This is a genomic window from Labrenzia sp. THAF35, from assembly GCF_009363595.1.
GTDB classification, from domain to species: domain Bacteria; phylum Pseudomonadota; class Alphaproteobacteria; order Rhizobiales; family Stappiaceae; genus Roseibium; species Roseibium algicola.
The window spans coordinates 2144776-2166330 of the sequence record NZ_CP045380.1 but is presented as its reverse complement, the minus strand read 5'-3'; the positions used below and the strand labels follow the sequence as shown (position 1 = coordinate 2166330).

Genomic DNA, 21555 nt, shown 5'->3' with positions numbered 1-21555 from the left:
CTTGGTGTGTGTACAGAATGGATCTGGCGACATTAATCGGCATTGTGGGTGCCTTTGGCATCGTGACGACCGCTATTTTTCTTGGTGGCAGTTTCGGTCAGTTTATTGACGTGCCGTCGGTCCTCATCGTGGTCGGCGGCGGTCTCGCCGCCACACTGATCCGCTTCCAGCTTACCGACATCGCCACTGCTTTCGTTACGGGCTTCAAGGTTGCGCTTGCGGGCAAGAACGCAAGCCCTCGCGACCTGATTACCGAAATCAGCAACCTGGGTGAAATTGTCCGCAAGTCCGGCCCGCTTGGCCTGGAGAACGTGGACGTCTCCGATCCGGTCCTTGCCAAGGGTGTGCAATATATTGCGGACGGCTATGAGCTGGAATTCATCAAGGAATCGATGGAACGCGAGCGCGACCTGCAGCTTTCCCGGCTCGCGGAAGGCAAGCGCGTTTTCAAGGCACTTGGCGATTCCGCTCCCGCCTTCGGCATGATCGGGACACTGGTCGGCCTGGTGCAGATGCTTGCCAACATGGACGACCCTGCGGCAATCGGGCCTTCCATGGCCGTCGCCCTTCTGACGACCCTGTACGGCGCGTTGATCTCCAACATCCTTTGTCTGCCTCTGGTGGACAAGCTGGATGCGAAATTCGACGTCGACGATCTCAACCAGACGCTGATCATCGACGGTGTTTGCCAGATCCGCGAATCCAAGAGCCCGGCCTTGATCAAGGAAATGCTGATTGCATACCTGCCGGACAAATTGCGCGCCGAACTGGCGGACGCGGCCTAGAGCAGGAAGCGTTCAGATGAACCCGGGCAGATTGTTCGCCAACCCTGGAAGCGATTGGTAAGGGCTCAATCGCAATCGATCGTACCAAGTCTGATCCGGAACTGACAAAAGAGCGACCACAGCGCGATGGCAAAGAAACAGAAACCTCAAGGCGGCGGCGGCGCACCGGACTGGCTGGTGACCTTTGCCGATCTGATGTCCCTGCTCGTCTGCTTCTTCGTTCTGATCATTTCCTTTTCCATTCAGGACAAGGAAAAGCTTCAGGTGGTCGCCGGCTCCATGCGCGAAGCCTTCGGTGTGAAGGACACGTCCCGCAAGACCGGTATCATCGAGGTCGAGGGCATTCCGATCCGCGACTACATGAAGGATATCAGCCAGGTCGAACAGGAGATGGATTCCGACTTCTCCCAGGTGCGCCATGAACAGCGGCGCAAACAGGGTCCGGAAGCCAACACGCACGACACGCTGGAAGCCGATATCGAAAAACCGCGGCAATTTGCGACGGCTGCCGCCTCGCTGCGCCAGGCCTGGCAGGAGATGCCGGAAATCACCGAGATTTCCAGCAACATCATTCTGGAAGAATCCGAGGACGGACTGAACATCATGCTCGTCGATCAGGACGGGCGCTCAATGTTCCGGGAAGGCTCGAAGTATCCTTACGAGACCACCCGCCGCCTGATCGCCAAGATGGCACCTGTGCTGTCGCAGATGCCAAATCGCATCGAGATTACAGGTCACACGACTGCTGGCCGACAGTCCATCGATCCAAGCTATACCGGCTGGGAGCTGTCCAGCGAACGCGCCAATGTCGCCCGGCAGATCCTGTCCGAATACGGCGTGCCGGATAATCAGTTCTACTCAGTGGTTGGCAAGGCCGACACCGAACCGCTGTTCCCCAACGACCCCTACTTGGCGGCAAACCGCAGGATCGGCATTCTGCTCAAGGCTGAAGAACCGCCGCTGCCGGCCGGCCACAAACTTTAGTCCCGTACGGCAAGAGCCCCCCTGCAAGGGAAACGCGTACGATGCCGGTGAGATCTAGCTGACCCGCGAGACCACCAGCCGCGCCCCGTCAATTGCCTCGACACGAACTTTCGTGCCGGCCGGCATGTCCGGTCCGGTAATGCGCCAGATCGTGTCATCGATGGACAGGTTTCCGGCGCCCTCGTTCAAGGGCGCGGCAAGGGTGAATTCTCGGCCGACATAACGACTTCCGCGCTGGTTGAGCCCCGGATCGCCCTTCTCCGACGCAAGCTTCTGCATCAGCCGACGTCCGATCAGCAGGCTGACGAGTGACAGCACGAGGAACAGCCCAACATCCACCTGCCAGGCGAAATCGAACAACAGAGCCACGACACCGACGACAAGCGCCGACAGGCCAAACCAGAGAAAAATCGTGCCGGGCGCCAGGATCTCGAGTCCCAGCAGCAGAAGCCCCAGAACGAACCAGCTCCAGGCCCCGAGGGCAGCGATCGTGCTTTCAATCAGGCTCACCGGTTCTCGTCTCCTTCATCGCTGCGGGTATTGGGAATGCGGGAAGAAGACCGGCTTGAAGAGCCGTCGTCACCGAACGCTTCCTTGGCAATGGCACCGATACCGCTCAGGGACCCCAGCAGCGACGTCGCTTCCATCGGGAGGATGAGTGTCTTCTGATTGCGCGAGGTCGCCAGTTCCTTGAAGGCTTCGACGTATTTGTTGGCGACGAAGTAGTTGATCGCCTGAACGTCACCGGCGGCAATAGCCGCACTCACCAGCTGCGTTGCCTTGGCTTCCGCTTCCGCCTCGCGTTCGCGAGCTTCCGCATCACGGAACGCGGATTCGCGGCGGCCTTCGGCCTCCAGGATAAGCGACTGCTTCTGGCCTTCGGCTTTCAGGATTTCCGATTGGCGCTTGCCTTCGGCCTCGAGAATGTAGGCACGCTTCTCGCGTTCCGCCTTCATCTGGCGGGCCATGGCATCCACCAGATCGCGCGGCGGATTGATATCCTTTATCTCTATACGGGTGATCTTGATGCCCCATGGCTCTGCAGCCGCATCGACGACGCGCAGGATCTGGGCATTGATTTCATCGCGGTTGGACAGAAGGTTGTCGAGATCCATCGACCCCATCACCGAGCGGATGTTGGTCATGGTCAGGTTCAAAATAGCGTTCTGAAGACCAAGCACTTCGTAGGCAGCACGGGCAGCATCGAGCACCTGGTAGAAGGTTACGCCGTCCGCGCTCACCGTCGCATTGTCGCGGGTGATCACTTCCTGTGTCGGCACGTCCAGCACCTGCTCCATCATGTTGAGCTTGTGGCCGACCCTGTCGATGAACGGAATGATGAAATTCAGGCCCGGTGTCAGCGTCTTCCGGTATTTTCCAAAACGTTCGATCGTATAATTGTAGCCTTGCGGCACCGTCTTTACGCCGGCGAAAAAGACCAGAATGACCAGCACGACAAGGCCGATCAGGAAAATGTCAAATCCCGCGATTGGCATATACGTCTCCCGTAATTTTCTAAAATAGCACCGTCACTATGCGCCGAATACCAGAGCGTTTCCAGCGTATTCGCGGCGTTGAGCCTATACGGACACACGTCCGCTAGCCCCGTTCGCACAAACACTTAAGGCGCTCGTGAAACAGTGCCGTGACTTATGGGCAGTATCGCGAAATTTTACGAGTATTTTCCACCGGCAAGGTTAAACGCCTGTGGATTTGCGGCTGGTCAGATCCAGCCGCCAAGTTCCCGCCGCACGATATGGGACAGCACATCCATGCCAAGATCGCTGTCGTTCAGACAGGGGATATGGCTGAAATTCTCGCCGCCGCTCTCTTCGAAGATCTCCCCGGCCTCGCCGGCAATTTCCTCAAGCGTCTCAAGACAGTCTGCAACGAAACCCGGGTTCATCACCGCAACGTTTTTCACGCCGTCCTTGGCCAGCTGTTCGACGGTCTTGTCCGTGTAGGGCTGCAACCATTCTTCCGGACCGAACCGGGACTGGAAGGTCACGCGCAGTTTCTCGGCGTCCCAGCCCAGGACCTCGCGCATGAGACGGGTCGTCTTCATGCAGTGGCAGTGATAGGGATCCCCGCGTTTGAAATAGGATTGCGGAATACCGTGATAGGAGGTCAGCACCACGTCCGGCTTGAAATCGAGGCTTTCCAGATGCCGCTCAACTGATTTTGCGAGGGCGGTCACATAGACCGGGTCGTCGTGATAGGGCGGCACGGTCCGGATCGCCGGTTGCCAGCGCATCTTCAACAGCGTCTTGCAGACAACGTCATTGACGGTCGCCGTGGTGGTTGCCGAATACTGCGGATAAAGCGGGAAGATCAGGATCCGGTCGCAGCCCTCGTCCTTGAGCGCCTTCAACCTGTCCGGGATCGACGGCTGACCATAGCGCATCGCCCAGTCGATCTTCAGCTTGCCGTCCGCATCGCCCAGCATCTCGGACAGTTTGTCCGACTGGCTGCGCGTGATCGTGCGCAGAGGCGACTCGTCTTTTTCCTTGTTCCAGATCTCCTCGTAGGCCTTGCCGGACTTTCCTGGCCGGGTCATCAAAACAATGCCATAGAGGATCGGATACCAGATTGCCCGGGGCCACTCGATAACGCGCTTGTCGGACAGGAATTCGCGCAGATACCGGCGCATCGGCCAATAGTCCGTGCCGTCCGGTGTGCCCAGATTGACCAGAAGCACGCCCACCTTGCCGCTCTTGACCGAAGGATGGTCCTTCGGCAGGTCGAGTTTTCTGAATGCGGCTTCCTGGTCGGCTGCGATCGGCGCGGTCGGTTGAACGGTCATCTGCGGGATTGGTCCTAAAACGATCTGTCTGTCTGACGCCATACATAGGCCAAGCACATGCCGAGGCCAATGCGGCATTTGTCATACGCAGATTTGAGCAGGCAGATCACCGAATTTCAGGCGGAAGTGCAACAACAAAAGACCTCAAACTGAGGAGAGCCGCCAGCTTCGTCCCGTCGGATGGGCAACTTGCTCCGGAGTATGCAGCCATCTTTCGAAACAGCGCTTGCGCGCTTCTTCAGGATGAGACTGAAACTTGCATTAACTCCGGAGGCATGCCTGCGCGTTGCTCCGAGCCTCAACCGTACTCCCGTTCATCCGCAATCACCTTGCCATCATTCGGCAAACCGCCCGGAGCAACGGTCAGGACGTCCCCCTTCAGATGGGTCACTTCACGCAGTGTTTCCGCAACCCGTTCCGGCAAGCCGTTGCCGGAGGCGTCGGTTTCCACGGTCAGTGTCATGGCATCGGCCTCGCCAATGCGGCTGACGGCAAGGCGGGCCTTGCTGATTTCGGGATGGGCGGCAACGATCTGCGCGATCTGCGCCGGGTCGACGAACATGCCTTTGACCTTGGTGCGCTGATCTGCCCGTCCCATCCAGCCGGCAAGCCGCATGTTGGTGCGTCCGCAGGGCGACTGTCCGGGAATGATCTTGGACAGATCGCCGGTCGCGAAGCGGATCAGCGGATAGAGGCTGTTGAAGTTGGTGACCACCAGTTCGCCGACCTCACCATCTGCCACCGGCTCGCCGGTGCCCGGGCGCACGATCTCCACGATATAGTCCTCGTTGACGACCATGCCCTCCCTTGCCTCGCTTTCATAGGCGATGACGCCGAGGTCCGCTGTCGCGTAGCACTGTCCGACACGAATTCCGCCTGCCTCGTATTCCTCGCGCAGGGATGGAAACAATGCACCACCCGAGACCAGGGCCTTCTTGATGGAGGAGACATCCCGGCCCTGGTCCCGGCCACGATCGAGGAGGATCTTCAGATAGTCCGGCGTGCCGACGAAACCGGACGGTTTGAGCACCTCGATCGCTTCGACCTGACTGTCCGTATTGCCAACGCCGGCGGGAAACACCGTGCATCCAAGTGCAATGGCACCTTGATCCAGAATGAAGCCGCCCGGTGTCAGGTGATAGGAAAACGCATTGAGAACCACATCGCCCTTGCGGAAACCGGCTGCGAACAGAGTTCGCGCACCGTTCCAGGGATCGAGCCCGGGCGCCTGCGGTTCCCAGATAGGTCCTGGCGACATGAAAACCCTTGCAGCACCGGAAAGCTCACCTGCCAGAAATCCGCCGAAGGGCGGCTGTGCCCGCTGCTTTTCCAGAAGGTCCGACTTGCGCAGAACCGGCAGTCCCGCAAGCGCTGTCCGGTCAGTAACGCCAGCAATATCGCATCCGTCCAGATGTGCGGCCCACCCGGAGGATTTGCCTGTCGCATGGACCAGAAGATCCGGCAATCGGGCAAAAAGATCCCGTTCGCGCTGAGCGGCGTCTTGCCGCTCGCGCGCGTCAAACTGAATGTCGCTCATGGTCGTCTCCGCCTGTTTCGGCCCTGTGTCTGAAACCCCGTCAGGCCAGCCAGCGCTTCCTTCGCTTATAATGTTTGACATTCCGGAACGACCGACGGCCCTCGCCGCCAACGCCCAGATAGAATTCCTTGACGTCCTCGTTCTCGCGCAACGCCTTTGCGTCGCCGTCGAGCACAATGCGGCCGGATTCCAGAATGTAGCCGTAGGTCGCGTATTTCAGCGCCACGTTGGTGTTCTGTTCGGCAAGCAGGAAGGACACGCCTTCCTTTTGGTTGAGCTGGCGGACGATCTCGAAGATTTCCTCCACAAGCTGAGGCGCCAGCCCCATGCTCGGTTCATCCAGCAGGATCATCTTCGGTCGGCTCATCAGGGCACGGCCGATAGCGCACATCTGCTGTTCGCCGCCGGAGGTGTAACCCGCCTGACTGCCACGCCGCTCGCGCAGACGCGGAAAATAATTGTAGACCATCTCCAGGTCCGCCTTCACGGCGCTGTACCCGTCCTTGCGGGTGTAGGCGCCCGTGAGCAGGTTTTCCTCGATGGACAGGTGACCGAAACAATGCCGGCCCTCCATCACCTGGATGCATCCCCGGCGAACCAGATCGTTTGGCGACAGCGCCTGGACTTCTTCGCCATCGAAAAGGATCTTGCCCTTTGTCACTTCGCCACGTTCGGCACCAAGCAGGTTCGAAATCGCTTTCAGCGTGGTCGTCTTGCCCGCTCCATTCGCGCCGAGCAGCGCCACGATCCCGCCTTTGGGAATCGTCAGCGACACGCCCTTCAGCACCAGGATCACGTGGTCATAAATGACCTCGATATTGTTGACCGACAGGATTGTCCCGGCAGCATCCCGAGCGCCCTGCGAACCAGGCTGTTCTACATCCAGCAATGCCATTCCCTCTTCTCCCTGGTTGCTCCGCCGCACGTTATGCGGCGCGGCGGAGCGGACTGCCTATCAGTTCGGGCAGGGTTCGGTGCGCGCCGGCCACGGCGCATTCTTTTCTGCGTATTCCGCAGCGGCTGCTTCCAGCAGCGGACGGACCACATCGGTCATCGGCTCGATCCAGTCAGAAGCCTGACGCCACTTCTTGCCGTCCCACTCCTGGATGAACACCGGATGGCTGCCGGCATGGTCATCGCAGGTCACTTTCATCGGATGGGCAAAGCCCTTCAGACCGAGCTCAGCCAGACGAGCCTCGTCCAGGTTGAGAGCCTCGAGACCAAGACGCATGTCTTCGCCCGTGATGACCGTCTTGCCGGTCAGTTGCTGGGCGCTGCGGATGCCTTCCGCGATGATGACCGAGTTCAGGACGCCACGGTTATAGAGCGTGCTGCCGATCGTCTCCGCATCGGTGGAGGACTTGCCTGTATCGATGACGTGTTTCTTGATGTCATCGAGAGCCGGGAAGTCGGCGCCGACACCGGAGAAGTTCAGTGCCTTGTAGCCCTTGGCACCTTCACCACCGGCGGCAGCATCGTCGTCACCCGCGGACCACCACACACCGATGAACTTGTCCATCGGAAAGCGGATCTTGACGGCTTCCTTGACGGCGGTCGGGTTCATCGCACCCCAGCCCCACATGATCATGTAGTCCGGACGGTCGCGGCGTACGTTGAGCCACTGTGAAGACTGGTTCTGCATTTCCGCACCCGGAACCGGGTACTGCAGCAGTTCGAAGCCGTATTTTTCGGCCAGCTGCTCCAAAAGCGGCAGGGGCTCGCGGCCGTAACCGGCGTCAAGGAAGATGTAACCGATCTTCTTGCCCTTGAGGTTCTCAAGACCGCCTTCCTGCTCACCGATGTACTTGATGACCACGGAAGCGCCGTCCCAATAGGTGTCCGGCACGTTGAAGATCCACGGGAACGTGGAACCGACAGCGGCAGCCGACAGGCCGTAGCCCATCGAAAGAACCGGGATCTTGTCGACACCGGCCTTGGGGATCAGCTGAAGCGTGATACCGGTGGAATACGGGTTGTAGACCAGCGCGCCCTTGCCCTTGGTGGCTTCGTAGCACTCGACGCCTTTCTGGGCGTTGTAACCGGTTTCACACTCTTCCAGCGCCAGCTTGACGCCACCGATGCCGCCATCGCGCTCGTTCAGCATCTGCAGGTAGTCATGCATGCCGTTGGCGATATGGATGCCGGAGCCTGCGTAAGGCCCGGTCCGGTAAGTCAGGAGCGGCACATAGTTGGTATCTTGTGCCTGGACCGCAGTCGTCATGGCGCCGGAGAGACCGACCCCGAGCGCAACAGCGGTTCCCAGCGCAAATTGCTTAATGCTTTTCATATTCTCCTCCCACGCGGCATCGAAATGAATACCGCCGGACCGGTTGCGCCATTCCTCACCGGATCGGTCCATGTCCGGATGGCGGGCGAAAAGGCTGGCAGCCCCTAGTAAGGGAACGGCCAGACCCTGAGCTTCTGCTTCGCGATCTGCCAGAGCCGCGCAAAGCCATGCGGTTCGACGATCAGGAAGAAAATGATGAGAGCGCCAACGATCATGAAGGTCGCGTGCTCCACGGTCTCCGCGGCAAGGTCGATGCCGAGGAGGCCGGGTACGAATTTCAGAACAACAGGCAGGATCCAGATGAAGGCGGCTCCCATGAAGGCTCCGCCGAGGCTGCCCAGGCCGCCCAGGATCACCATGAACAGCACCTGGAAGGACAACCGGATGGAGTAGGACGACGGCTCGGCGGCATTCAGCCAGAAGAACACCATCATCGCACCGGCCACGCCGCAGATGTAGGACGACACGGCAAAGGCCATCAGCTTGGTCTGCAGCGGGCGAACGCCTATGAGTTCAGCCGCAATGTCCATGTCGCGGATCATCATCCAGGATCTGCCGATCCGGCCGCGCAGGACGTTCGCCATCAGGAAGGCGATCAGCACCGTGATACCGAGAACGATGAAGTAGCGTGCCAGCGGCGTTGCTTCCGCCCCCGTGGCGATGATGCCGAAAACTTCGCGGCGCGGCACTTCGATCGCGCCGGAGGCGTTGTAGTTGTAGAGCCACGGAATACGGATGAAGCACCATTCCAGGAAGAACTGCGCGGCGAGCGTCGTCACCGCAAGGTAAAGCCCCTTGATGCGCAGGCTCGGCAGTCCGAAGACCGCGCCGATGGCAGCCGAGAACACGCCGGACACCAGAACCATCACGATGACATTGGCATCGGGAAAGATCGACGTCAGCTTGTAGGCGGCATAGGCACCGACGCCCATGAACGCACCGGTCCCCAGGGACAACTGTCCGCAGAACCCGGTCAGGATGTTCAGCCCGATCGCCGCCAGCGAAAATACCAGGAACGGGATCATGATGGAGGTCAGGAAGAAGTCGTTGGCAAGGGCCGGAATGACTGCAAACGCCGTGATCAGAATGACGGCCAGGCCGACGCGGTCCTGGAGGATCGGGAACAGCGCCTGATCCGCCTTGTAGCTCGTCTTGAATTGGCCAGCTTCGCGATAAAACATGGGTCAGATATCCCTAGATCCGCTCGATGATACGTTCGCCGAAGAGGCCTTGTGGCCGGAACAGAAGGAAGATCAGGGCGATGATATAGGCGAGCCAGGATTCAATCCCGCCCCCGACTAGACCACCCCAGTACAGTTCGCCGATCTTCTCGCCGAAGCCGATGATCAGGCCGCCGACAATGGCACCCGGGATCGACGTGAAGCCGCCGAGGATCAGCACCGGCAACGCCTTGAACGCTACGATTTCCAGCGCGAAGGACACGTCGGACCGCGCCCCCCACATGATGCCGGTCGCCAGGGCCACGAGGCCTGCTGCGAACCAGACGATCGCCCAGATCTGGTTGAGAGAGATACCGACGGAAAGGGCGGCCTGGTGGTCGTCAGCAACGGCCCGCAAGGCCCGGCCGATCCGCGTCTTGTTGAAGAAGATGCCGAGCGCCGTCACCATCACCACCGCGATCACGGCTGCGGCAATATCGATATGCTGCAGGATCACAAGACCCCGGTCACCGAATTCGAACGCGGTCGAGCCGGTTGGAAGCCCCAGTTGCTCGGTAATCATCTGCTTGGGCTCGCCGCCGAAGACGAATTCACCGAAACCGACGAGGAAATACGTCAGGCCGATGGTCGCCATCAGAAGGATGATTTCCGGCTGGTTGACCAGGGGTCTCATGACCACCCGTTCCACTCCGTATGCCAGAACCCCCATCACGCCGATGGTCAGGATCAGTGCCAGATAGGCAGGCACACCGTTTTCGTTGAGGCCCACCAGCGTCAGGCCGGCGAACACCACCATGATGCCCTGGGCGAAGTTGAAAACGCCGGAGGCCTTGAAGATCAGCACGAAACCCAGCGCGATCAGCGCATACAGAATTCCGGCGACGAAACCTTCCCACAGGACCTGCAGGAAGAAATCCGGCATCTGGTACATCTGTACGAAGGGATCGATAAAAATGTCGTAGAGCATGGTTCGTCCCTCCTAGTGGCTCACACCGAGATAAGCGTCGATAACGGCCTGGCTGGCCTGCACTTCCTCCGGTGGCCCGTCGGCGATCTTCTTGCCGTAGTCGAGCACGACCACCCGGTCGGAGAGATCCATGACGACGCCCATGTCATGTTCGATCAGGGCGATCGTCGTGCCGAATTCCTGGTTCACGTCGATGATGAACCGGCTCATGTCTTCTTTTTCTTCAAGGTTCATACCGGCCATCGGCTCATCGAGCAGCAACAGGTCCGGCTCCATCGCCAGCGCGCGGCCAAGCTCGACCCGCTTTTGCAGCCCGTAGGGCAAGCGCCCGACAGGTGTCTTGCGGATTGCCTGAATTTCAAGGAAATCGATGATGTCCTCGACCTTGCGCCGATGTTCGATTTCCTCGCGCTCCGCGGGGCCGCGCCACAGAAGTTGCCAGAAGAAGTTCTTGTGCATCTTCAAGGTTCTGCCGGACATGATGTTGTCCAGCGTTGTCATGCCCTTGAACAGCGCCACGTTCTGGAAGGTCCGGGCAATCCCCTGGCTGGCAGCCTCGTAAGGCTTCATCTTGCGGCGCACCTGGCCCTGCCAGGTGATCGTGCCTTCCTGCGGATGATAAAATCCATTGATGACGTTGAGCATCGACGTCTTGCCGGCCCCGTTTGGACCGATGATCGCGCGGATCTCGCCCTTCTGGATGTCGAACGAAATGTCGGTGATCGCCTTCACGCCGCCGAAGGACAGCGACACGTTATCGACCCGCAGCAGCACCTCGCGCTCTGCCGGTTCCTGCGCACCATTCGGCGACAGTGTCTTGTCGGAAACGATCGCGTTCATTCGGCGGCCTCCTGTACGCCCGCTCCGGCGTCATGGGTGGACATGTCGCGGATCTCGACGGTGGCTTCGATTGCGCCCTTGCGGCCGTCTTCAAAGGTTACTTCCGTCCGCACATGCTTGGAGGTGGATCCGTCGTAAAGCGCGTCGATCAGTGGACCATAGCGCTCGGCGATGAAGCTCCGGCGAACCTTCTGCGTGCGAGTGAGCTCGCCGTCATCCGCGTCCAGCTCCTTGTGCAGGATCAGGAACCGCTTGATCTGCGCACCCGCCATCATCGGTTCACGGGCAAGATCCCGGTTCACCTGATCGACATGGCTTTCGATCATGCCGTAGACATCCGGATGCGCGGCAAGTTCCTGGTAGGAGGCATAGTTGACGTTGTTGCGTTCCGCCCAGGAGCCGACCGCCGTCAGATCGATGTTGATGAAAACCCCCACCATGTCCTTCTCATGACCGAAGGCGACCGCCTCCTTGATGTTCGGGAAGAACTTCAGCTTGTTCTCGATGTATTTCGGCGCGAACAGTGCCCCGTCGTTGAGCTTGCCCACATCCTTGGCGCGGTCGATGATCTTCAGGTGGCCGTTCTCGGCAATGATGCCGGCATCACCTGTATGCACCCAGCCATCCGGCGTCTTGGTGCTGGCAGTAGCCTCGTCATTCTTGAAATAGCCGACGAAGACACCCGGCGAGCGATACATCACTTCACCGCTGTCGGCGATCTTGAGCTCAACATCGGGAGCAGGTTTGCCGACCGTATCGCCGTAGATCTCGCCATCCGGCTGCAGCGTTATGTAGACGCTGGCCTCGGTCTGGCCGTAGAGCTGCTTGAGGTTGAGGCCGAGCGAGCGGAAGAAGCGGAAGATCTCTGGCCCGATGGCTTCACCGGCCGTGTAGCCGACTTTCATTCGGGTGAGACCCATGCGGTTCTTGAGAGGTCCGTAGACGCAGAACTCGCCGAGGGCGTAAAGCATGCGGTCCTTCAGGCCGACCGTTTCGCCATTCAGGATCTTCTCGCCCACCTTGCGGGCGACTTCCATGAAATAGTCGAAGATAGCACGCTTGGTTTTACCCGCATCTTCCATGCGCACCATGATGCGGGTCAGCATGTTCTCGAAAACACGCGGCGGTGCGAAGAAATAGGTCGGCGCGATTTCAAGCCGGTCCACGTCGATCGTGTCCATGCTTTCCGGACAGTTGACGCAATAGGCCGCCGTGAAGGCCTGCGCCAGGGAGAACACGTGGTCGCCGATCCAGGCCATCGGCAGGTAGGCGAGCACTTCTTCGGTCTCGTCCAGATGATCGAACTTGTTGCCGTTGCGTGCCGAAATGACCAGATTGTCGAAGGACAGCATCACGCCCTTCGGTCTCCCGGTGGTGCCGGAAGTGTACAGCATCACCGCAATGTCTGAGCCCTTGGCGTCGCGAAATCCGGCTTCCCACTCGGCTGCCAGGGACGGCGTTGCCGCTAGCAGCTCGCGTCCCTTTTCCTGTACCGAGGAATAGCCGTGCAGGTGGGTATGATCGTAGTCGCGCAGGCCACGCACTTCATCATAGATGATCTCGGTGAGCGACTTTACCTCGTCCGCCATCGACAGGAGCTTGTCGACCTGCTCCTGATCCTCGACCACCGCGAAGGTGACTTCGGCATGGCCGAGCACGAAGGCCATTTCCTCGGCAACACTGTCCGAATAGACAGGCACCGGAACGGCCCCGAGTGCCTGGGCGGCAACCATCGCCCAATAGAGCCTTGGACGGTTCGCACCGACGATGGCGATCTTGTCTCCAGCCTTCAGGCCCAGAGATTTCAATCCGATGGAGAATGCGCGGATTTCTTCACACACCTCGGACCAGGTCCAGCTTTGCCAGATCCCGAAATCCTTTTCCCGGAACGCCGTCCGGTCTCCGAAGACTTGCGCGTTACGCATGAGAATCTTCGGAAAGGTGTCCTCCCCGCGCGATGTAGCGCTGGCCGACCCTACCATAGATGTTTCTTCCCTTTAGAAGGCGCCCCGGTTTTCCAGGGTCGTTTCCTGTGGGGCTATGAAACGCCGTGCCGACCGAACCTTCAACCGGTAAATTGTTAAAGGCGAAGAAGGACGCTGTCCCAACCCGTTGAAAATCAGGCTAGGACGGCGGATTTTCAGCAATATGTTTCAATCGTGTCGAATTGTTTCATTTGCGCTGCATGTGCGAATGACTGATGCCTAGACCAGCTCGACTGCACTCTTGCGAACCACCAGCCAGGGCTCCAGTTGAACGCTGCCGTTGTCCGGCTTTGCACCACCCAGCAGGTTGAGCAACAGTTTCGCTGCCTGCTCGCCAACTGCCCGGCGAGGCTGGTGGATTGTTGTCAGTGGCGGCACGAAATGGCCGGCAATGTCGATGTCGTCAAACCCGACAACCGAAACATCTTGCGGCACACGGATGCCGGCTTCGCTCAGGAATGAAATGAAGCCGAAGGCGGACCGGTCGCTGGCACAGAAGACGGCGGTCGGCCGGTTCGGCAGGTCCAGCCATGCCTTTGCGGCCCTGACGCCGGCTTCCAGCGTGTAGTCCCCCTCGAAGATCCAGGCACTGGCCGGATCGAGACCCGCACCGCCCAACGTGGCTCGGAATCCGTCGAGCCGGTCCCTTCCCGGCTTGTGCGACAGGAGGCCCGTTACGTGGCCGATATTCGAGTGTTTCAGTTCGAGGAGGTGCGACACTGCCAGATCCGCCCCCATCAGATTGTCGACAACGGCAATTGGCACCGCCGGATCGTCGCTCCATTCGCCGGCCAGCACGATGGGCGGGGATTTGGGATTGGAAGATCTGATTCGGGAAATCGAGAAATGCCCGTCCAGGATAACGATCCCGTCGCAATTGTTCTTGCTGAAATAGTCACTCAGGCTCGAATGCGACATGGACGGCTTGCGCGTGTCGGCAATCAGCACTTTCAGCTGTCTTTCCGCGCAGACCGTTTCAATGCCCTGGAGAATGTTCGAAAAGTGGGAATTGCCGATGTCCGGAACGAGCGCAACGATTGTTCCCGTGTCCCGGCGGCGAAGATTGCGCGCGGCATGATTGAGGACGTAGCCGGTCTTTTCGACCGCTTCCGACACACGGCGCCGGGTTTCCGCGGAGACCCTGTCAGGTGTCGTCAACACGCGGCTGACAGTTGCCGTCGACACATTGGCGGCGCGGGCGACGTCCTGAACCGTCGGATTTTTCTTTTTGTATTCAGACTTTGGCATTCCGCGAATGTTAGCCGAGAACATTCTGGCGTCGCACGTCTTTTCAATTGGAGAGGCAAAGAATTTTCAGCCGCACCGGCTCGGTGTTGCCGCGGAAACCACAGCACAGCAGACACGGCGCTTTTCCCCTTGGCGACTGCGGGTGCCCTAAAACGGGGGAGGCCCGGCAGTTTGGAGTCTGCCGGGCCGATTGACTGACTGGAGGTCATTTTTAGTCAGTCAGAGTCTAACCGTAAGATTAGAAGGTGCGCTGCATACGAACACCGAAGAGGAGTTCGTCCTGGTCACCCTGGGTGTCGATGTCGGTGTTTGCATAACCAACGTCTGCACCCATGACGAAGCCGGAGACCGGCTCCCACTGAACCGAACCGTCGATTGCGTAACGGGTTACGTCGTTCAGGCCAGTTGCGGCGTCGATGTCGGCATAGGAACCGTCAAGCGCGAGGCCGATCGTGGAAGTTGCCTGGATGTAGGCACCAGCAGACAGCGAGTAACCGGTGGAGGTGTCGTCGCCGTTGTAGTCGGCTACGCCGTCATACGTGGTGATGTAGGACAGTGCGCCATCAGCGTAGAAGCCCTGGAAGAAGATGTTCGAACCGGAGTTGAGCATCGGCAGGTTGATGGCAGCACCACCACCGACTGCCCAACCCAGGGAGTCTTCACCACCATTGTTGGTGCGGTTGGCAGCTGCATCCGGGTAAACCTGGTGCAGAGCACCGGACAGCTGTGCAGAACCCCAGCCCTGGGAAACGCCGAGAGCGGCAACGAAGTCCGGAGCACGGGTCCCGCCGTAATCACCATATTCACGATCGGAACGGTCTTCCAGAGCGATGGTCGCGGAGAAGCCGTTGCCGAAAGCAGCGGTGTAGGCAATCTGGTTGGACGTTACGTCGGACCAGTCACGATCCACGACACCGACAAAGGCCTGACCGGTGAAGATGTCGAAGTTCGAGGTCAGACGACCAGCTGTCAGACCGCCCCACTGGATGTAGGCGTTTTCCAGCGTGGTGCTGTTTTCGCCGTTGGTCACGGTGGAGTAGATGGACACGTAGGTGCGCAGGGTACCGAATTCGGTAGCCGTGCGAGCGTCCAGGTACAGGTAGCCGCGAGACAGCCAGGAGTAGCCGTCGGAGTCACGGTCACTGAAGGCACCGTCTTCCAGAACGTTGTTGACGACAACCTGGGTACGAACACGGCCGCCAACGCGGAGGCAGGTTTCGGTGCCCGGGATGTAGTAGAAGCGCGCGCCGTATGCATCACAAACGCGAACATAGTCGACCGGCTCCGGAGCGACCGGAAGGTCAGCCGCCTGGGCAGTGGTTGCAGCAGCAGCTGCGGCCGCGCCGAGCATCAAACTCTTGAGTTTCATTACATTACTCCAGTTTCAAATTCAGTCGGAAGGCTGAAGGAACGGATTCGAATACTTTAACGCGACCCCTTCAAACTAACCTTTAGACTACCAACAACAAGCGTTTACTTGCACCCCGTTGGCCGTCTCCGCATCAAAAAGCCAGTTCCGACGCCGGAATTCAAGCCAGAATTTTTCTCTGGCGCACATTGGCATTTGGAGTCATATTTTTGCAACACATTGATAATCCATCATTTTTTACAATTTTTCACTTTTTCATTTTTGCCCTTGAACTCCCGAAACCGCATCCCCATATCCCCCGCCCTTGCACTACTTTAAATACTTTGTGTTTATTTATGCTGTTTTTCTTACATTTGCTTTTGCTGCAGATGCGAACTTCATGACTACACTGTTCAGTTTACAGATTTGAAAAGCAAGTTTTTCTATAGAGAAGAAATCGCATTTTCGATTTTGTCTATTTTTCCTGCAGATTTCAGCGGTTTTTGGAACAACCAGAATTTTTAGTCCAGTATTTCTTGAGAACTACAGTTGAGATTGCGCCAATGGAAAACTCTCCGGTTTCCCAAATCGGCGAAATTTCCTCATACATTTTTTTATTTGATAAAAACGTGATCGCTACTTGAAAAGCGAAGTCGTAAAACAAATCTATTTGGCACGGTTTGCCTGCACGCCCGGCACCGCCCCGCCCACGGCCCTCTCCAGTCCCCAATTTCGGAAAAGGAACTCCCATGGCTGAACCAGAAGAAGGCGAGAGCTTCGATTCGCCGAACCTGATGGCGCTCACCGCGGGAATTGTTTCCAACTACGTGACGAACAACCCGGTCCCGCAGCAGGATCTGATCGAGTTGATTCTGGATGTCCACGTTGCCCTGGAAACCGCGACCAACAACACCCCGACCGTATTCAGGGCTCCCCTCGTGCCGGCTGTGCCTATAAAGCACTCGGTCACTCCGGAGTTCATCGTCTGTCTCGAGGACGGCAAGAAATTCAAGTTTCTGACACGCCACCTGAAGACGAAGTTCAACCTGACCCCCGCCGAGTATCGGCGCAAATGGGGCCTTAGCGCTGATTACCCGATGGTTGCACCCAACTACGCGCAAAAACGGGCCGAGATGGCCAAGGCCGCAAAACTGGGGCATCGGAAACGCTAACCCGGTTTTGAAGACCGACAGCGCAGTGCTATATTCCAGGTATGGACTTCAGGCAGATGAAACTCAGCCCGCAGGCGCGCAAGGCGATCATGAGAAACGATCCCTCGGCGCAAATGAAGGCGATGGTCGAACTTGCACCGGGCAAGACCCCGGACGACCTGGCTATGCGCACCACCAGCGCGGGCACTCCTGAATTATTGTCCTGGAGCCCTCAAAGCCACCTGATGACGTTGCTCGTCACCGCAGAAAACCTCAACTCGCTCGCTGAGGATACCGCTGTCACCTATATCCAGGTCGGCGGTGCGATGCGGCGCTAACGACGCCGCATCCTGTTTTTCACATCAAAAAGCTCAAATCACCGCATCGGTGCGCCCCGGCTGATCGGGATCGCGCAGCAGCCGCAGGGCACGCGCCGCGTTCACCCGGCCAAAGCCCCAGGCAACATCGAACCCCGGTATGCCGTCCGGATTGTCCGACGTCGCCATCAGGATGTTTGCGATCTGGGGCGCCGACAAGGAGCGCGCTTCCTGAAACAGCAAGGCAACGATACCGGCAACATGGGGGGCAGCCATGCTGGTGCCGGATTTCAGCACACGCATCGGGTGGACCCCGCCGTTGCCGTTGTTCCGCCCGCCTTGCGCGCAGGACGCAACAATATTTGTTCCAGGCGCAGCAACCTCTGGCTTGTTCCGATTGTCGCGTGTGGGCCCGCGGCTGGAGGAAGCCGCCGGCGAAAGTGAATAGTGGCTGTAATTGGCAACCGCAATTGCCCTGCGTGTTGTTGCCGGAGTACCGAGCGTGCGGACAGGGTCGAAATCGCCCCCCTGGAAGAAAGACTGATCGGCATAATTGTTGTCCCGGTCACGCAGATCACGCTCGATCCAGGCGTCGAACCGGCCGTTTTCTCCTTCCAGTGCCTCCAGTTTCAAGGTCCAGACACCGGACCTCAGCATCCCGAGCCCGAATGGCGCTTCCAGTTGCATGTAGATCCGCGCTTGTCCGTTCAAGCTCGAAAAGCGCTCCGAATCGATAAAGACCTCGTCCTGAAGCAGGGATTTACCAGGGGTCACCGGTCCGTACTGTGTTCCATCCGGTGCTGTCAGTGTCACCGCAAACCTGTCGACACTCGAATACCAGATCTCCAGCTCGCTCGACGTCCTGTCCGTTCCGGTCTGGGTGATGGTGCCATCGGGCAAAGGCATGCCACCACCCGTTTTCCAGCGCAGTTCCCGGCTCTCGCCCGTCTTGATGTTCCCGGCGGCGTGCCCATGCCAGACATGTTCATTTCCCGCCGCGCTCACGAACGCCCGCCCAAGAGGCTCCAGCAGACGGTCGATCGCCCTTTCGACAAGGCTCTCCCCATCATGGCTACCGCCATTTTGCCCGAGGCTCATGTTGATGACACAGGGCATGTCGAGCGCATCCGCCTTGTTCATGATGTAGGCAACTGCATCGACCACGTGGCTGGAATCGGTAAATGTGCCGGACCCGTCGCGCGTATCCGGCTGAACAAAAATCAGCGTGGCGTCGGGCGCTGCTCCAAGATGCGCTCCTTCTGCGAAGTCGGAATCGTGCGATCTGCCGTTGCCTGCCGCGATTCCCGCAACATGTGTGCCGTGCGAAGCCGCATCCGGCCTGTGCCGGACAACACTGAACGGATCAGACGCATTCAGCGCCTGGTCAATCTGGTCGGCCCCATACTCCACGCCATAGGCGAAATCATCCGGCGCGCTCTCGCCCGGACGGGCGTCGAGGCGCTGGTCCCAGAGAAACGCCAGCCTTGTGGTGCCGTCCGCCTTGCGGAAATCGTCGAGCGTGAAATCCATTCCGTAATCGATGATGCCCACCAGAACACCGGCCCCTGTTCGGCCCGGGACGCCGGTACTGCCCTGATGGACCGTATTCGCCCTGGTTTCGGCAAGGGAAGTTTCGAGCATCGGAAACCAGCGCCGTCCGGCTTCGACAGTTTCCACCGACGGATGCGCATGCAGCTCCACCAGCCTGTTCATCGGAAGCGAGACGGAATAGATTTTCCCGGCCACATGTACCCAATGAAAGTCAGCAAAGGCCGCAGGCGGTTGATCCGCCTGCAGTTCGACCAGAACGCGCCGGACCTCCCCAAGCGGCGGCGACCCGGCAGAAGTGCTCTCCAGGGACGCGGGAGCGGACGGAAAGGTGTCGAGGGCGGTTTCGTCGTCAAATGATTTCAGTTCTGCCTCGGCCGCATACCGGCGCAGCCTCGGATCAAGTTTCTTTAATTGCATGGATCCCTCCATCGCAGGAAAAACAAAGTCAAAAATACTTGGCCAGCATATCATGAAAGGCGAAGTTTTTCGGCCTGCACGTGCCCCCCGCCGGGTCTTGTCGGCAAGGACTGCCATTCTCTTCTCGGATGAATGGTCAAACCTGCTTTTCGGGCTTACTCTCCCCCCATGGAGGAGACACAACAGCTCAAGACGCAGCTCGATCTGATGCAGGCCGCGCTTGACCACATCAATCAGGGCTTTTCGGCCTTCGACGCCGATCTCAGACTTGTCGCGTGGAATCGAGGCCTTTGGGAAATGCTTGATTTTCCTCAGGAACTGGCTCGTCGTGGCACGCATCTGGAAGCGTTCCTGCGTGTCAACGCCGAGCGCGGCGAATATGGCCCCGGCGATATCGAAGGCAAGATCCAGCGCCGGCTGGAACGGGCCAAGCTGTTCGAACCGCATTATTTCGAACGCATCCGTCCAAATGGCCAGGTGATCGCCGTTTCAGGCACCCCCCTGCCGAAGGGCGGGTTCGTCACAACCTATTCGGACGTCACCGAGGATCGTCGCCGGCAGGAAAAGCTGGAACGAACGGTGGAAGAGCGCACGCGGGCACTGCAGCAGTCGGAAGACTGGCTCCGTCTGGTGACGGACAACATCCCGGCCCTGATTGCCTATCTGTCTCCCGGCCCCGTCTTCCGCTTCGCCAACCGCCGCTACGCCGACTGGTTCGGCCACTCGGTTGCCTCGATCGCGGGACGGCCGGCACCGGAAGTGGTTGGCGAGGAGCTGTTCAAGGAGCTGGAGCCTCATATCAACCGCTCCTTTGAAGGCAATGCCGTCAGCTACGAATATCAGCGCAATCGTTCGGACGGCAGCACCGCCTACATGCGCTCGACCCTCATTCCGGACATGACCAAGGACGGCAGGACCCTGGGCATTTTTGTGCTTTCGCTCGATGCCACGGACCAGAAGCAGGCAGAAGCAGCGCTTGTGCAGTCCCAGCGCATGGATGCCGTCGGCAAGCTCACCGGCGGGCTCGCCCACGACTTCAACAACCTGCTTGCGATCCTGATGGGCAATCTTCTGTCTCTCGGGCGTATGGAAACGCCGCTCGACCGGGAAACCCTCGACAGCAAGCTGTCACCAATGCTCGAAGCCACCAAGCGCGGCTCGGATCTGATCCAGCGCCTGCTTGCCTTCAGCCGTGGCAAGGCGATCGATCCCCAGAATGTGTCGCTTGCCAAGGTCATCGCCAGTGCCGGCCGATTGCTGGAAGGTTCCCTGCCGCCTTCGGTCGACGTGACGATTACCGCTCAGGACAAGGAAATCGGCGCCTGCATCGACCCGACGCAGATGGAAACAGCGCTGATCAACCTGGCCTTCAACGCACGCGATGCGATGCCGGAAGGCGGCACGCTGACCATCACTTTGGATGCATGCGAGTTGGACACCCGCGAAGCCGAAGACCTGGGCATTCCATCCGGCAGGTTTGCGCGTATTACCGTAGGCGACACTGGCGGCGGCATGGATCCGGACACGCAACTGCGTGTCTTCGAACCCTTTTTCACCACCAAGAACTTCGGCACGGGCAGCGGGCTCGGCCTGTCCATGGTCTATGGTTTCATTCGCCAGTCAGGCGGCGCGATCCACATCTCCAGCGCCCTGGGCGTCGGAACCTATCTGACCCTTTATCTGCCCTATCAACGTATCACGCCAACTACTGGCCGGGACACGGACGAGGGCGAAACGCTCCCCTTGAAACCGGGTCAGGGTGAACTTCTGCTTCTGGTGGAGGATGACCCGGATGTTGCCAATACGGTGACGGACCAGTTGCAGAACCTCGGATACGCGGTGCTGAGAGCCGAAAACGCGGAAGACGCCCGAAGCCTGGCGCTGGACCTACCCGAATTGCGGGGAGTGCTGAGTGACATCATCATGCCGGGTCAGATCAATGGTCTGGCCCTCGCGCGCGAGATCCAGCAGAAGCGTCAAGATCTGGGCATTGCACTGATGTCCGGTTACGCCGACTGGTCCGACCTTGCAGGACAGGAATGCGCCTGTGAATTTCCGGTCTTGGCGAAACCCTTCGCAGATGCTCAACTTGCAGACACCCTGCGAAAGATTCTCAGCCCCACACCAGATCCGGCCTGAAGGTTATGCAAAGAG

18 protein-coding genes are annotated in these 21555 nt (G+C 59.0%); 5 read left to right on the top strand and 13 right to left on the bottom strand.

From position 1 onward, the window contains the following. The first annotated feature begins 17 nt into the window (after positions 1-17). Both FIU93_RS09950 and FIU93_RS09945 read left to right on the top strand, forming a co-directional pair. The gene (locus FIU93_RS09950) at positions 18-785 is read left to right on the top strand and encodes a MotA/TolQ/ExbB proton channel family protein (protein ID WP_023003571.1); all 768 of its coding nucleotides are present in this window, start codon (positions 18-20) and stop codon (positions 783-785) included. Positions 786-911: 126 nt separating this feature from the next. Beyond that, on the top strand, positions 912-1769 hold the full coding sequence (locus FIU93_RS09945) for a flagellar motor protein MotB (protein WP_023003573.1): 858 nt from the start codon (positions 912-914) through the stop codon (positions 1767-1769). A 54-nt stretch (positions 1770-1823) separates the two neighbouring features. On the opposite strand, the gene FIU93_RS09940 is transcribed toward FIU93_RS09945, so the two are convergent. The 12 genes from FIU93_RS09940 to FIU93_RS09885 form a co-directional block, all read right to left on the bottom strand. Further along, positions 1824-2279: an NfeD family protein gene (locus FIU93_RS09940; protein ID WP_152505496.1), complete on the bottom strand. Its 456-nt coding sequence runs from the start codon at positions 2277-2279 to the stop codon at positions 1824-1826. Beyond that, complete coding sequence (locus tag FIU93_RS09935; protein ID WP_152505495.1) at positions 2276-3265, bottom strand: SPFH domain-containing protein; 990 nt, start codon at positions 3263-3265, stop codon at positions 2276-2278. The genes FIU93_RS09940 and FIU93_RS09935 overlap by 4 nt, the downstream gene beginning before the upstream one ends. 227 nt (positions 3266-3492) lie before the next feature. Next, positions 3493-4572 (bottom strand): ferrochelatase, encoded by a 1080-nt coding sequence (gene hemH, locus FIU93_RS09930; RefSeq protein ID WP_152505494.1) that lies wholly within the window; start codon positions 4570-4572, stop codon positions 3493-3495. Positions 4573-4870: 298 nt separating this feature from the next. Continuing rightward, positions 4871-6109: an AMP-binding protein gene (locus tag FIU93_RS09925; protein ID WP_152505493.1), complete on the bottom strand. Its 1239-nt coding sequence runs from the start codon at positions 6107-6109 to the stop codon at positions 4871-4873. A gap of 40 nt (positions 6110-6149) precedes the next feature. Then, positions 6150-7004 carry an ABC transporter ATP-binding protein gene (locus FIU93_RS09920; protein ID WP_023003584.1) on the bottom strand — a complete coding sequence of 285 codons (855 nt, stop codon included), beginning with the start codon at positions 7002-7004 and terminating at the stop codon, positions 6150-6152. 60 nt (positions 7005-7064) lie between these two features. Next, a complete protein-coding gene (locus FIU93_RS09915; RefSeq protein WP_031270547.1) occupies positions 7065-8396 on the bottom strand; it encodes an ABC transporter substrate-binding protein in 1332 nt (443 codons plus the stop codon). Positions 8397-8500: 104 nt separating this feature from the next. Continuing rightward, on the bottom strand, positions 8501-9577 hold the full coding sequence (locus FIU93_RS09910) for a branched-chain amino acid ABC transporter permease (protein WP_023003588.1): 1077 nt from the start codon (positions 9575-9577) through the stop codon (positions 8501-8503). A gap of 13 nt (positions 9578-9590) precedes the next feature. Beyond that, on the bottom strand, positions 9591-10544 hold the full coding sequence (locus FIU93_RS09905; RefSeq protein WP_023003590.1) for a branched-chain amino acid ABC transporter permease: 954 nt from the start codon (positions 10542-10544) through the stop codon (positions 9591-9593). 12 nt (positions 10545-10556) lie between these two features. Continuing rightward, positions 10557-11384 (bottom strand): ABC transporter ATP-binding protein, encoded by an 828-nt coding sequence (locus FIU93_RS09900; protein WP_023003592.1) that lies wholly within the window; start codon positions 11382-11384, stop codon positions 10557-10559. Next, positions 11381-13366 carry an AMP-binding protein gene (locus tag FIU93_RS09895; RefSeq protein WP_055661165.1) on the bottom strand — a complete coding sequence of 662 codons (1986 nt, stop codon included), beginning with the start codon at positions 13364-13366 and terminating at the stop codon, positions 11381-11383. Before FIU93_RS09895 ends, FIU93_RS09900 begins: the two co-directional genes overlap by 4 nt. 222 nt (positions 13367-13588) lie before the next feature. Further along, positions 13589-14617, bottom strand: a complete 1029-nt coding sequence (locus FIU93_RS09890) for a LacI family DNA-binding transcriptional regulator (RefSeq protein WP_023003596.1) — start codon at positions 14615-14617, stop codon at positions 13589-13591. 238 nt (positions 14618-14855) lie between these two features. Next, on the bottom strand, positions 14856-15986 hold the full coding sequence (locus tag FIU93_RS09885) for a porin (protein ID WP_023003600.1): 1131 nt from the start codon (positions 15984-15986) through the stop codon (positions 14856-14858). Between the two features lie 728 nt (positions 15987-16714). Between FIU93_RS09885 and FIU93_RS09880 the strand changes: the two genes are divergently transcribed. After that, complete coding sequence (locus FIU93_RS09880) at positions 16715-17137, top strand: MucR family transcriptional regulator (protein WP_023003602.1); 423 nt, start codon at positions 16715-16717, stop codon at positions 17135-17137. 56 nt (positions 17138-17193) lie between these two features. Beyond that, the gene (locus FIU93_RS09875) at positions 17194-17454 is read left to right on the top strand and encodes a hypothetical protein (protein ID WP_152505492.1); all 261 of its coding nucleotides are present in this window, start codon (positions 17194-17196) and stop codon (positions 17452-17454) included. A gap of 33 nt (positions 17455-17487) precedes the next feature. Here FIU93_RS09875 and FIU93_RS09870 read toward each other — a convergent pair whose 3' ends face one another. Continuing rightward, entirely contained in the window at positions 17488-19401 is a 1914-nt protein-coding gene (locus tag FIU93_RS09870; RefSeq protein ID WP_209010327.1) for a S8 family peptidase, read from the bottom strand. Positions 19402-19569: 168 nt separating this feature from the next. Here FIU93_RS09870 and FIU93_RS09865 point away from each other — a divergent pair, with 168 nt between their 5' ends. Continuing rightward, on the top strand, positions 19570-21540 hold the full coding sequence (locus FIU93_RS09865; RefSeq protein ID WP_152505490.1) for a PAS-domain containing protein: 1971 nt from the start codon (positions 19570-19572) through the stop codon (positions 21538-21540). Positions 21541-21555: the final 15 nt, after the last annotated feature.